Annotated in this window: 11 protein-coding genes; 7 read left to right on the top strand and 4 right to left on the bottom strand. The window is 65.9% G+C overall.

Annotated elements, in window-relative coordinates; genetic code table 11:
• The first annotated feature begins 78 nt into the window (after positions 1-78).
• A complete protein-coding gene (gene pelA, locus AC1ROD_RS00210) occupies positions 79-1,206 on the top strand; it encodes a pectate lyase (RefSeq protein WP_492946251.1) in 1,128 nt (375 codons plus the stop codon).
• A 65-nt stretch (positions 1,207-1,271) separates the two neighbouring features.
• Here pelA and AC1ROD_RS00205 read toward each other — a convergent pair whose 3' ends face one another.
• Entirely contained in the window at positions 1,272-1,616 is a 345-nt protein-coding gene (locus tag AC1ROD_RS00205; protein WP_492946250.1) for a BA14K family protein, read from the bottom strand.
• Between the two features lie 143 nt (positions 1,617-1,759).
• Positions 1,760-2,098 (bottom strand): BA14K family protein, encoded by a 339-nt coding sequence (locus tag AC1ROD_RS00200; RefSeq protein WP_492946249.1) that lies wholly within the window; start codon positions 2,096-2,098, stop codon positions 1,760-1,762.
• Positions 2,099-2,349: 251 nt separating this feature from the next.
• Between AC1ROD_RS00200 and clpB the strand changes: the two genes are divergently transcribed.
• From clpB to AC1ROD_RS00185, 3 genes are all read left to right on the top strand, one after another.
• Complete coding sequence (gene clpB / locus AC1ROD_RS00195; protein ID WP_492946248.1) at positions 2,350-4,938, top strand: ATP-dependent chaperone ClpB; 2,589 nt, start codon at positions 2,350-2,352, stop codon at positions 4,936-4,938.
• A 397-nt stretch (positions 4,939-5,335) separates the two neighbouring features.
• Positions 5,336-5,554, top strand: a complete 219-nt coding sequence (locus tag AC1ROD_RS00190; protein ID WP_492946247.1) for a hypothetical protein — start codon at positions 5,336-5,338, stop codon at positions 5,552-5,554.
• 26 nt (positions 5,555-5,580) lie between these two features.
• Positions 5,581-6,321: a hypothetical protein gene (locus AC1ROD_RS00185; RefSeq protein WP_492946246.1), complete on the top strand. Its 741-nt coding sequence runs from the start codon at positions 5,581-5,583 to the stop codon at positions 6,319-6,321.
• A 902-nt stretch (positions 6,322-7,223) separates the two neighbouring features.
• Here AC1ROD_RS00185 and AC1ROD_RS00180 read toward each other — a convergent pair.
• Positions 7,224-7,448 carry an alkylphosphonate utilization protein gene (locus AC1ROD_RS00180; RefSeq protein ID WP_492034428.1) on the bottom strand — a complete coding sequence of 75 codons (225 nt, stop codon included), beginning with the start codon at positions 7,446-7,448 and terminating at the stop codon, positions 7,224-7,226.
• A gap of 84 nt (positions 7,449-7,532) precedes the next feature.
• Between AC1ROD_RS00180 and AC1ROD_RS00175 the strand changes: the two genes are divergently transcribed.
• Positions 7,533-8,270: a hypothetical protein gene (locus tag AC1ROD_RS00175; protein ID WP_492946245.1), complete on the top strand. Its 738-nt coding sequence runs from the start codon at positions 7,533-7,535 to the stop codon at positions 8,268-8,270.
• Here AC1ROD_RS00175 and AC1ROD_RS00170 read toward each other — a convergent pair.
• Positions 8,267-10,312: an NAD(+) synthase gene (locus AC1ROD_RS00170; protein WP_492946244.1), complete on the bottom strand. Its 2,046-nt coding sequence runs from the start codon at positions 10,310-10,312 to the stop codon at positions 8,267-8,269. The two genes, AC1ROD_RS00175 and AC1ROD_RS00170, sit on opposite strands and share 4 nt — an antisense overlap.
• Before the next feature lie 110 nt (positions 10,313-10,422).
• On the opposite strand from AC1ROD_RS00170, the gene ftsY reads away from it, so the two are divergent.
• Positions 10,423-11,361, top strand: coding sequence for a signal recognition particle-docking protein FtsY (ftsY, locus tag AC1ROD_RS00165; RefSeq protein ID WP_492946243.1), 939 nt, complete (start codon positions 10,423-10,425; stop codon positions 11,359-11,361).
• 2 nt (positions 11,362-11,363) lie between these two features.
• Positions 11,364-11,981 carry an inner membrane-spanning protein YciB gene (locus AC1ROD_RS00160; protein WP_492946242.1) on the top strand — a complete coding sequence of 206 codons (618 nt, stop codon included), beginning with the start codon at positions 11,364-11,366 and terminating at the stop codon, positions 11,979-11,981.
• Positions 11,982-12,075 lie beyond the last annotated feature (94 nt).

Raw genomic sequence — 12,075 nt, 5'->3', positions numbered from 1 at the left:
GCTGGTGTAGCGTCCGCGCAGACCTCGCCGTCCGGGACGGAACGGGGCGGGCCTCAAGGTCCATTCGGGAGGAGCCCCATGCCGTATTCATCGACCGTCCGCGGCCGCGCTCTCGTCGTGGCCATGGTGCCCGTGCTCGCGGTTCTGGCCGCCTGCGCCCCCGCTGTTGCGAGCGCACCGCAGCCTGTCGCCGCCCAGAACGCCGCACCCGTCCGCTGGGGCAGCGCGGTCCTGCGTCAGGACGCGGCCTGGTACGCCTCGTCCGAGGCCCGGCGTCTGGCCGACACCGTCCTGCTCTATCAGTTCGCCAACGGCTCCTGGCCCAAGAACACGGACATGAGCGCGCCCCCGGCGGCGCCCGTGGACGAAGAGCTCGGCGACACAATCGACAACCAGGCCACCACACTGGAGATGGAGTTCCTGGCCAGGGTGGTTCACGCGGGCGGCGCCCCCAACTCTGCCGCTTACGTCGCCGCTTTCGACAAGGGTTTCGACTGGATCCTGGCGGCCCAGTATCCGAACGGCGGCTGGCCCCAGTTCTTCCCGCTGCGAACGGGCTACTACACCCACATCACCTATAACGACGACGCCATGGTGCGGGTGCTCAACGTCCTGCGCGACGTCTCCAACGGCGCCGGCCCCTATGGCTTCGTCGATGCGGGCCGCAAGGCGAAGGCGGCCGAGGCCGTCGCGCGCGGCGTCGACATCATCCTCAAGACCCAGATCAGACAGGACGGCAAGTTGACCGTCTGGTGCGCCCAGCATGACGAGGTCACCCTGGCCCCGGCCTGGGCGCGCAAATTCGAGCCGCCGTCGCTCTCGGGCTATGAGAGCGTGGGCATCACCCGCTTCCTGATGGGCGTGCCCAACCCTTCGCCCGAGATCATCGCCGCCGTCGAGGGCTCGGTGGCCTGGTTCAGATCGACCGTCATTCCCGACATCGCCGTCGAGCGCTTCACCAATGCCGAGGGGCAGCCCGACCGTCGCGTGATCCCGGCGCCGGGCGCCCGCCTCTGGGCCCGCTTCTATGAGTTGGGGACCAACCGCCCGATCTTCATCGACCGCACCTCGGTGTTCCAGGCGAACTTCGCCGACATCGATCGCGAACGTCGCGCCGGCTACAACTATTTCGACGGCGCCGGCGCCGGCCTGATCGACCGCGACTACCCGGCCTGGCGTCGCCGCGTCGGCCTTCCGGCGACCTGACAACCGGACGCGAAAACGCCCGCCGTATCGCTACGGCGGGCGTCTTCATCTACCACGCGTTCAGCCTAGAGGCGGCAGCGGGCGTAGACGTTGCGGCGGACGACATAGGTGTCGGTGCGCGGGTTGTAGCTGCGGTAACGCTGCGAGCAGGCGCGGACGTGGCGATACCAGTCGTTGTGGCGGGTCCAGCCGCGCGGCGGCGCCGGCGGACGGGCGCCCCAATGGTCGTCCCAGGTGCCGTACATGCCGTCCGGTCCCGGGCGGACGACGGGGCCGGGGCCGTGCTGCGGGCCGGGACCATGCATCGGTCCGGCGTTGTAGGGCCGTTCTTGGGACGCAGTCCCGGCGGTCGCGGGCAGGGCGCTGAGGGTCATGAGACCGGCGGCGGCGGCGATCAGCAGTTTTCTCATAAGCGTTTCTCCGATGGCCGGGACCTGCCCGGCGTTCACCAAGAACACCCCGCCCCCTGCGACGTTGCACCGCAGGTGAGATTTCACCGCTCGCCTGCCCCCATCCCGCCGAAGCCTGCAACTCCGGCGGGTTTACTCAAGGATTACAAGCGACAGACTGCCGTCTGGCCCCGTCGCACCGTGTAACGGTCGGTCGCCGGATTGTAGCTGCGATAGCGCTGCGAACAGGCGCGGACGTGGCGATACCAGTCGTTGTGGCGGGTGAAGCTGCGCGGCGGCGCCGGCGGACGCGCGCCCCAGCCGGTGTTCCAGGTCCCGTATTCATTGCCGCCGCCATTGCCGCCGCGGTTGTCGTGATCATTGCCGCGCTGCTGTTGCTGCGGGGCGTTGTTGTGCGACTGCGGCGCGGCGGTGGCCGGAATGGCGCTCAGGGTCATCAGGCCGGCGGCCATGGCGGCCAGGATCGTGCGGGTGTTGCGCATGAGAGGTCTCCTTCTTGATCGGCAATGTCCGATGAAGATGAAACGTCCGGTCGTTGGAAATCGACCTCTGTCCGGGATATTTCTCTTTGCGTTCAGTATGTAACAGCGCTGAAACATGAAGCACGGGGTCGGGGTTCAACCCCCTTGTGCGATCCCCCCGACACACCCAAATCTCGACCACCGGACGGCGCGTTGCTTGCTTCAGAGGACGCCCTGGACGGAATCCGCCTCTCAAGGGGACACCCACACGCATGAACCTCGACCTCTATTCCGACCGCGCCAAACAGGCCGTCCAGTCGGCCCAGTCTCTCGCCCTCGCGCGCCGTCACCAGCAGTTCGCCCCCGAGCACCTGCTGAAGGTGCTGCTGGAGGAGCGCGACGGCCTCGCCCGCAATCTCATCACCGCCGCCGGCGGCGACCCGGCCAAGGCCGAGACCGCCACCGAAACCGCCCTGCAGAAGCGCGCCCAGGTCTCCGGCGGCTCGGGCCAGCTCTATCTGGACGGCGACACCGCCCGCGTCTTCGCCACCGCCGAGGAATCCTCGAAGAAGGCCGGCGACGCCTTCGTCACCACCGAACGCCTGCTTTCCGCCATCGCCCGCGAAGGCGGTGTGGCGAAGGAAATCCTCAAGTCCGTCGGCGCCACGCCCGAGAAGCTCGACGGCGCCATCGCCGACGTCCGCAAGGGCAAGACGGCCGACTCAGCCGCCGCCGAGGACGGCTATGACGCCCTCAAACGCTATGCCCGCGACCTGACCCAGGCCGCACGCGACCAGAAGATCGACCCGGTCATCGGCCGCGACGAGGAGATCCGTCGCACCATCCAGGTCCTGGCCCGGCGCACCAAGAACAACCCCGTCCTGATCGGCGAGCCCGGCGTCGGCAAGACCGCCATCGTCGAGGGTCTGGCCCTGCGCATCGTCAACGGCGACGTGCCCGAATCCTTACGCGACAAGAAGGTCATGTCGCTGGACATGGGCGCCCTGATCGCCGGGGCGAAATACCGCGGCGAGTTCGAGGAGCGGCTCAAGGCCGTGCTCAACGAGACCTCGGCCGCCGAGGGCCAGATCATCCTCTTCATCGACGAGATGCACACCCTGGTCGGCGCCGGCAAGGGCGACGGGGCCATGGACGCCTCCAACCTGCTCAAGCCCGCCCTGGCGCGCGGCGAACTGCACTGCGTCGGCGCCACGACGCTGGATGAATACCGCAAGCACGTCGAGAAGGACGCGGCCCTCGCCCGCCGCTTCCAGCCGGTCTTCGTCGCCGAGCCCTCGGTGGAGGACACCGTCTCCATCCTGCGCGGCCTCAAGGAGAAGTATGAGGTCCACCACGGGGTCCGCATCTCCGACAGCGCCATCGTCGCCGCCGCGACCCTGTCGAACCGCTACATCACCGACCGCTTCCTGCCCGACAAGGCCATCGACCTGATCGACGAGGCCGCGTCGCGCGTGCGCATGGCCGTCGACAGCAAGCCCGAAGCCCTCGACGAGATCGACCGCCGTCTGGTCCAGCTCAAGATCGAGCGCGAGGCCCTCAAGAAGGAGACCGACGCGGCCTCGAAACAGCGTCTGGAAACCCTCGAGGACGACATCTCCGATCTCGAGGTCGAATCCGAAGACCTGACCCGTCGCTGGAAGGCCGAGAAGGAAAAGGTCGGGCAAGGCGCCCAGCTGCGCGAGACCCTCGACCGCCTGCGCGCCGACCTGGCCCTGGCCCAGCGCAACGGCGACCTCGGCCGCGCGTCCGAGATCGCCTACGGCCAGATCCCGGCCATCGAGAAGCAACTCGCCGAGGCCGAAGCCAATGAGGCCGACAAGTCCGGCCCCCTGACGCCAGAGGTCGTCGACGCCGAACAGATCGCCCAGGTCGTCTCCCGCTGGACCGGGGTCCCGGTCGACAAGATGCTGGAAGGCGAGCGCGAGAAGCTGCTCAAGATGGAGGACGCCCTGCGCGGTCGCGTGGTCGGTCAGGACGAGGCCCTGACCGCCGTCGCCGACGCCGTGCGCCGCGCCCGCGCCGGCCTCAACGACCCGAACCGGCCGCTGGGCTCCTTCCTCTTCCTCGGCCCCACCGGCGTCGGCAAGACCGAGCTGACCAAGGCCCTGGCCGCCTTCCTGTTCGACGACGACGCGGCCATCACCCGCCTCGACATGTCGGAGTACATGGAGAAGCACTCGGTCAGCCGCCTGATCGGGGCCCCTCCCGGATACGTCGGCTATGACGAGGGCGGCGCCCTGACCGAGGCCGTGCGCCGTCGCCCCTATCAGGTCGTCCTGTTCGACGAGGTCGAAAAGGCCCACCCCGATGTCTTCAACGTCCTGCTTCAGGTCCTAGACGACGGCCGCCTGACCGACGGTCAGGGCCGCACCATCGACTTCCGCAACACCCTGATCATCATGACCTCCAACCTCGGGTCGGAGGCGCTCGCGGGTCAGCAGGAGGGCGACGACGTCGAAACCGTCCGCCCCTATGTCATGGAATCCGTCCGGGCCCATTTCCGCCCCGAATTCCTCAACCGCATCGACGAGATCATCCTCTTCCGCCGCCTGGGGCGCGAACAGATGGGCGGCATCGTCCGCATCCAGCTGGCCCGCCTCGAACAGCTGATGGCCGATCGTCGTCTCACGCTGGCGTTGGACGACACGGCGGCCGCCTGGCTCGCCGACAAGGGCTATGACCCTGTGTATGGCGCGCGTCCGCTCAAGCGGGTGATCCAGAAGGATCTGGTCGATCCGATCGCGAAGAAGCTGCTGGCCGGTGAGTTCGAGGACGGAGCGGTGATCGCCGTGTCAGCGGGCCAGGGCGGGCTGGAGATTGGGAAAGCGCGGGTTCACTGAGGTCCGCGCTTTCCTGTCACCCGAGCTGCGAAAGTCGTCCGGGTTCGTGAAGGTGAGATTTTTGCCGAAAGTTACGCCCCATCTCGCGCGCATCCGAAGTTTCTTGAAGGGCTGCGCACAACTCATGTGGAAAAGGCTGTTATCCACTAGTGATTGTGGTTTTAAGCCTCCCTTACCTACCATATTTGGGCTCAGGCTTGAGATTCTTGGCAATTCAAGCCATTCTCGATTCGCTTCTGTGGATAACTGCGCTTGTGCAGGCCTATTTGGAACCCTATAAGTCCGCCTTCGTTTCCATGCCTCACTTTGTGAGGCGTGCGCCTTTTTGCGCCCTTAACTTAGGGTTCACGCCTAAGCCTATACAATCGTTCAGGCTATCAGAATCGGAGAGCTCGGCATGACCCGAGCACAAGTTCAAGAGCGCGCGGAACTGGTTTCCGAAATGCGCGCCCGGCTGGCCCGCAGGGGGGTCACGGCTGATACGGACCTTTCCGCTTTTCCTGTGGGTATTGTGCGTCCCGACCATGTTGCTCTCACGGGCAACGTGCACCTTCCGCTTGGCCGGGTCGCGAAGCGCAATCAAGTTGACAAGTGGTTTGCAAAGCTGAAGTTCTAGGGTTGAACAACCTAGAGCCCTAGCGAATGCCCATGCGCCCGGCCGAACGGCGCCAGATTCTTACAGACATCGGGGATGTTTTAGAATCTGACGTCCACGGCGAACTTATGAGCTTCTTCTCAGCGGCGGTCGCGCTGAACGAAAAGCATCCAGAGCAAGTTAACAATGAGATTCGAAATGCGTTTACGCATTTCGCCCGAGCCCTTGTTGCTGATTCACTCGCTGACGCAACAGCTGAGATGGACAAGGGCCGATCGCACATTGAGAGAGCAAAGCGAGACGCCTTAAAGCTTTCTGTTATAGCAATTAAGGAGCGCATATCTCGTCTTTGCGGAGAAATAAAACTACTACACGGTACTATAGATGCAGCATTCATTGTTAGGCGTAATGATCTAACTGCGCGCCGTAGAGTGTTGCTGAGAGACGAAATTAGCGGGTCGTCTGGTTTTCTTGCGGGATTTATTGCTCTATTCAACGACGCGGATCAGCTTGAAATCGATTTGCTGAATGAATTCAACATCGTTCAGGCAAACACACCGACTTGGAAGCGACGCTTGGTTCAAGCGAGACGGCAGATGGTGGGTGCGGCGGTAGGCATCATTATAGGTGTCGTTGGGTCGATAATTTTCTCCCTAATTTTCCCAGATAGTGCTGGTCCTAGCCGTATCTTGCGCGACTTCCTTAGGCCTCACGCTTCTCAACCGGCACCCGAAAACGGCCCTCCACCAAGTCCGCCAAAGCTAGTGGCAAGCAAGCGCCAGAGCTAACTGTCCCCCAACACAGGCATCCGTTCGACCCGTCGCAGGGGAAGACGCATATATGCGGATGCCCCCTCGAATAGCCGTACCGCATTCCTTGTTTCTGCCGGCGCGGATGACGGTAAAGACGCTAGATAGCGGTTACGGGCATGGGGCGGTCCCTCTATTTTCGTGTGGAGGGTCTGGATCGCGGCAGGCGTTGATCTTGCTGTCCTTTCCCGCTCCCTCTGGGAGAGGGATGCGAGCTCCAGCGCCTCAGCCATCACAATTCAGCACCCCAATCCCAAAGCCCGCCCGGCTTTCCGCCTTTCTCGCCCCATTCGATCCAGCACACCCCAAACCCGCCGTATAATCTCTCCTGTCCCGTCGTGAGGGGAAGGCGTCCCGGGCCCGGGAGCCGGACGTGCGGCGGGGTCGATCGCGGGGTTGCCGGGGCATGGAGAGTCCCGGGTCCGGAGGGGGTTCCTGGCCCTCTTCGCCTGTCGTGGGCTGAGCCGGCGGAACGGGGACGAACCGGGTGAACCTGAGGCGGCGGGCAAATGGGACCCCCGCCGCTCCCGGCTGAAGAGCTTCCCTCCCCCAAGGCGCTTGCGAAAAACGGTCGAGCGGAGCACGGGCGACCACGCCGAAACTCCCCCTTAGAGGCGGCGATCCGCGAGGGTCGTCGTCAACGGTGCCCCGGGCGAGATCGCCCGTGCTCCGCCGCTTCCCCGCCACTTCAGCGCGTAGGCGCGTGAGGGCGATGAAACACGTCCTTTTCCCCTTGCGGGAGAAGGTGGCACGCGAAGCGTGACGGATGAGGGGTCACGCAGGCCTGTAAGGTGAGGGGCTCGAACTCAGGCGTCGGCACGACCCCTCATCCGACCTCGTTTCACTCGGCCACCTTCTCCCGCAAGGGGAGAAGGACGCGGTCAGGCCTTCCTTACAAACTCCGTGCGCAGCACCAGGCCGCGGACCTTCTCGACATTGGCCTCGATCTCGGCCGGGTCGTCGGTTAGGCGGATGTTCTTCACCATCGTGCCGCGCTTCAGCGTCACCCCGCCCGAGCCCTTGACCTTGAGGTCCTTGATCAGGGTCACGCTGTCGCCGTCGGCGAGCAGGTTGCCGTTGGAGTCTTTCGTCGGGGCGTCGGTCATGGCCTCGGGTTAGCGTACGGCGGCGGTCGCGTCACCCACCGGCGTTCTTGTGCGGATGGGCAAATCGCCCAACCCTCCGCCGCCATGAACCCGATCGTCTCCTCGACCGCCGCCACGACCACGGCTTCGCTGCCGTCGATCTCGGGCCGCGACGAGCAGAAGATCCGCGCGGCGAAGGCCGCCGTCGAGTCCATGACCGTCCGTCAGGACAAGGCCTCGGAAGAGCGCAAGGCCATCGCCAAGAAGAAGGCCGAAGAGCTCAAGGCCCGCATCCAGATGCTGAAGATGTCCATGCCCGCCAACCCCGAGGCGGTCGGCAAGATCATCGCCCAGCTGGCCCGCGAACTGGGATCGATCGTGAAGTCCTGGGGCGGCGCCGGGTCCGACGCTGGCATGGCCTCGACCGCGACCCTTGCGGCGGGCGGGGAGGCGACCGCGTCCGGAGGCGAGGCCGCCCCGACCGTCACGGCCTCCGAAGGCGCCGAACCTTCGACCGATGCGGACGCCGAGGCTAACCCCGACGCTTCCTCTGGCGGGGCGCTTAGGGACCCCTACCGCGCGGCCATGGCGGCCCAGGCGGCGGCCAACGCCGATCAGGCCCGCAAGGCCGACGGCGCCCGCGAGGACTCCGAGTTCGCCACCACGGTCAAACAGCTGCTGGCCGAGCTCAAGGCCATGAAGGCCAAGGCTGAAGCCGACGCCAAGGCCGCGGGCGATCCGAACACCCCCGAGGTCGCCGACGCCGACAAGGCTCTGGAGGCCGTCGATACGGCGCTGGGCGAGGCAGGCCTGTCGGGGTCGATGGTCTCTCTGGTCGTCTAGTCCGGAACGTTCGCGTCCAGCTCGTCGAGCCAGACCCGCGCATTGCCGTCGGACGGCGCCCGCCAGTCGCCGCGCGGGCTGAGGCTGCCGCCGGTCACGACCTTGGGCCCGTTCGGCAGGGCCGAGCGCTTGAACTGGCTGGTGGCGAAGAAGCGGATCAGGAATTTCCGCAGCCAGGCCTTGATCGTCGGCAGGTCGTATTCGACGCGATCCGCTTCCGGATGATGCGCCGGCCAGTCGCCCTTCGACGCATCGCCCCAGGCCTGATGCGCCAGATAGGCCACCTTCGACGGCTTCAGGCCGAAGCGGGTGATGTAGAACAGGAAGAAGTCGTTCAGCGCATACGGCCCGACCGTCGCCTCGGTCGACTGGATCTTGCCGTCGGCGCCGGCGGGGACCAGCTCCGGCGAGATCTCGGTGGCGAGGATGGCGTGCAGGACGTCGGCGGCGGGACCGGCGTGTTCCTTGTCCGCGACCCAGCGGATCAGGTGCCGGATCAGGGTCTTCGCCACCCCGCCGTTGACGTTGTAATGGCTCATATGGTCGCCGACGCCATAGGTCGCCCAGCCCAGAGCCAGCTCCGACAGGTCGCCGGTGCCCAGCACGAAGCCGTGGTTCTGGTTGGCCAGCCGGAACAGGTAGTCCGTTCTCAGACCCGCCTGGACGTTCTCGAAGGTGATGTCATGAACGGGCTGGCCGTCCGCGAACGGATGGCCGATGTCCTTCAGCATCTGTTCGGCGGCCGGACGGATGTCGAGCTCTGCGCCCGTGACGCCCAGCGAACTCATCAGGGTCCAGGCGTTGGACTTCGTCCCCTCCGAGGTCGCGAAGCCCGGCATGGTGAAGGCGAGGATATCCGTTCGCGGCATCCCCAGCCGGTCGAAGGCGCGGCAGGCGACCAGCAGGGCCTGGGTCGAATCCAGCCCGCCCGAGACGCCGATGACGATCTTTTTCGACCCCGTGGATTTCAGGCGCCGCATCAGCCCCTGCACCTGGATGTTGAAGGCCTCGAAACAGTCCTGATCCAGCCGCGCCGGATCGTCGGGCACGAAGGGGAAGCGGTCGAGGGGACGCCGGAGGGTAACGTTGGCGACCTCGTCCTCACGGGCCTCGAACAGGACCATGTCGAAGGCGTGATCCTCGTCCAGCTCGCGACGGGCGCAGTCGGCGAATGTGCCGGTGCGCAGCCGCTCCAGCCCGATCCGGTCGACGTCGACGTCGGCGACCGTGAGATGGGACTCCATCGCGAACCGGGGCCCCTCGGCCAGTTTCGCGCCAAGCTCATGGATCGTCGCCTGACCGTCCCAGGCGAGGTCGGTCGTGCTCTCGCCCCAACCCGAGGCGGTGAAGACATAGGCGGCCATGGCCCGCGCCGACTGGCTGGCGGACAGGTTGGCGCGGTCATCCGATTTGCCGATCACGACATTGGACGCCGACAGATTGAGCAGGATGCGGGCCCCGGCCAGCGCCTGCCGCGTCGACGGCGGCACGGGCGCCCAGTAGTCCTCGCAGATCTCGACGCCGAAGACGAAGCCGGGCCGGTTCTCGGCCGCGAAGATCAGCCGCGTGCCGAACGCGCCCCACTCGCCGCCGAGGTCCGGCAGGTGGTCGTCGGCCGGGCTGAACCAGCGCTTTTCGTAATACTCCCGATAATTCGGCAGATAGGTCTTGGGCACGACGCCCAGAACCCGTCCCTCGCCCAGAACGATGGCGCAGTTGTAGAGCCTGTCCCCGCTGCGCAGGGGCGCGCCGATGACCGAGATCACGCCGGTCTCGGCGGTGACGTTGGCGACGTCGTGGATCTGTCGCTCCACCTCGTCCAGCAGGGCCGCCTGCAGATGCAGGTCGTCGATGGCGTAGGCGCTGAGGCTGAGCTCGGGGAAGACGATCAGATCGACGCCCTGTTCGGCCGCCTGACGGATCAGGGCGATATGCTCGTCCGCGTTGGATTTCGGATCGGCGATGTGCACGACCGGGGTCGCGGCGGCGACGCGGACGAAGCCGTGGGTGCGGCTGGAATGGAAGGCGTGGAGTTCGGCCAAGGCGCGGTCCTTCGGGATCTTATGCTCATATAGAGCCAAAGTCCCGGCTCCGCCAACTGCGGCTATGTTAGTCCGTGACCTGAGGGCGTCGGACCGCTAAAGCCGTTCTCATGAACGATACCCCGAAAAAGGGCTGGTTCCAGCGTCTGTCGGACGGTCTGGCCCGATCCTCCAAACAGATCACCGAGACGGTCGTCGGCGGCCTGGTCAAGGAGCCGCTCGATCAGGCGGCGCTGGACCGGCTGGAGGAGCATCTGCTGGAGAGCGATCTGGGTCCGGCCGCGACCGACCGGATCGTCGAACGCTTCCGCGCCCTGCGCTTCGGCAAGGTGTCCGACGAGCGTGAGGTCAAGGAGGCCCTGGCCGAGGCCGTCGCCGCCGAGCTGCTGCCGCGTCAGGCGACCTTCGATCCGCTGTCGGAAGGCATCAAACCCTATGTCGTCCTCTTCGTGGGGGTGAACGGATCGGGCAAGACGACCACGCTCGGCAAGATCGCCGCCGACCTGACCGCCAAGGGGGCGAAGGTCATGATCGTCGCCGGCGACACCTTCCGCGCCGCGGCCCGCGAGCAGCTGAAGGTCTGGGCCGAGCGCTCGGGCGCCGACTTCGAGAGCCGCCGCGACGGGGCCGATCCGGCGGGTCTGGCCTTCGACGCCTATACCAAGGCCCGGGCCGAGAACTATGACGTCGTCCTGATCGACACCGCCGGCCGGCTGCAGAACAAGTCCGCCCTGATGGACGAACTGCTCAAGATCGTTCGCGTGCTGAAGAAGATCGATCCGGACGCCCCGCATGAGACCCTCCTGGTGCTGGACGCCACCGTCGGCCGCAATGCGCTCGCCCAGGAACAGATTTTCGGCCGGGCCGCTTATGTCTCGGGCATCGTCATGACCAAGCTGGACGGCACGGCGCGCGGCGGGGTTCTGGTGCCCGTGGCCCAGGCGTCGGACGCCCCCCTGAAGCTGATCGGCGTCGGCGAGGGGATCGAGGATTTGCAACCCTTCGACGCCCGCGCCTTTTCCCGCTCGCTGGTCGGGCTCGAGGACTGAAGATGACCGACCAGACTGTGCCTGAAGCCAAACGCCCGCAGTGGATCCGTCAGGCGGTCGACTTCGGCGCCCTGCTGTGTTTCGCCGCCGCCTATTTCATCACCCGCGACATGATCAAGGCGACCTGGGTGCTGTGCATCGCCTCGGCCGTGGCGCTCGCCGTCGGCTACTGGGTCGAGAAGCGGTTCGCCCCCCTGCCCCTGATCACCGGCGCCTTCGCCCTTGTCTTCGGCGGGCTGACGATCTTTTTCCATGACGAGAGCATCATCAAGATCAAGCTGACGGTGCAGAACGCCATGCTGGCGATCGTGCTGCTGGGCTCGTTGCCGCTCAACAAGTCGCCGTTCAAATATCTGCTGGGCGAGGCGATCCATGTGACCGATCAGGCCTGGCGGGTCCTGACCCTGCGCTACGGCCTGTATTTCGCGGCCATCGCCATCGCCAACGAGATCGTCTGGCGAACCCAGCCGGATGCGATCTGGGTCCAGTTCCGCGTCGGTCTCTGGGTCCTCGCCTGCGTCTTCGGCCTGTTCCAGATTCCCTACATCATGAAGCATATGATCAAGGACGATTCCGGTTCCGGGGAGCCCGGCCCGACCTCGCCGGACACCGGGCTTTGACACAGACGGCGGCCCGTTTGGCGCTCAAGCAGCGAGCGGCCGCGTCGCGAGCGATAGCGCCGGCGCGCAGCGCCAACACCGGAATGTCGTCAAA

This window comes from Brevundimonas sp. GW821-FHT12E07 (genome assembly GCF_058807035.1).
The sequence above is the reverse complement of the archived record's forward strand: the minus strand, read 5'-3'. Positions and strand labels throughout refer to the sequence as shown.

Bases quoted from the DNA above. Each gene is read 5' to 3' on its own strand.
- pelA (WP_492946251.1), top strand. From the start codon at position 79: ATGCCGTATTCATCGACCGTCCGCGGCCGCGCTCTCGTCGTGGCCATG.
- AC1ROD_RS00205 (WP_492946250.1), bottom strand. From the start codon at position 1,616: ATGAGAAAACTGCTGATCGCCGCCGCCGCCGGTCTCATGACCCTCAGC.
- AC1ROD_RS00200 (WP_492946249.1), bottom strand. From the start codon at position 2,098: ATGCGCAACACCCGCACGATCCTGGCCGCCATGGCCGCCGGCCTGATG.
- clpB (WP_492946248.1), top strand. From the start codon at position 2,350: ATGAACCTCGACCTCTATTCCGACCGCGCCAAACAGGCCGTCCAGTCG.
- AC1ROD_RS00190 (WP_492946247.1), top strand. From the start codon at position 5,336: ATGACCCGAGCACAAGTTCAAGAGCGCGCGGAACTGGTTTCCGAAATG.
- AC1ROD_RS00185 (WP_492946246.1), top strand. From the start codon at position 5,581: ATGCCCATGCGCCCGGCCGAACGGCGCCAGATTCTTACAGACATCGGG.
- AC1ROD_RS00180 (WP_492034428.1), bottom strand. From the start codon at position 7,448: ATGACCGACGCCCCGACGAAAGACTCCAACGGCAACCTGCTCGCCGAC.
- AC1ROD_RS00175 (WP_492946245.1), top strand. From the start codon at position 7,533: ATGAACCCGATCGTCTCCTCGACCGCCGCCACGACCACGGCTTCGCTG.
- ftsY (WP_492946243.1), top strand. From the start codon at position 10,423: ATGAACGATACCCCGAAAAAGGGCTGGTTCCAGCGTCTGTCGGACGGT.
- AC1ROD_RS00160 (WP_492946242.1), top strand. From the start codon at position 11,364: ATGACCGACCAGACTGTGCCTGAAGCCAAACGCCCGCAGTGGATCCGT.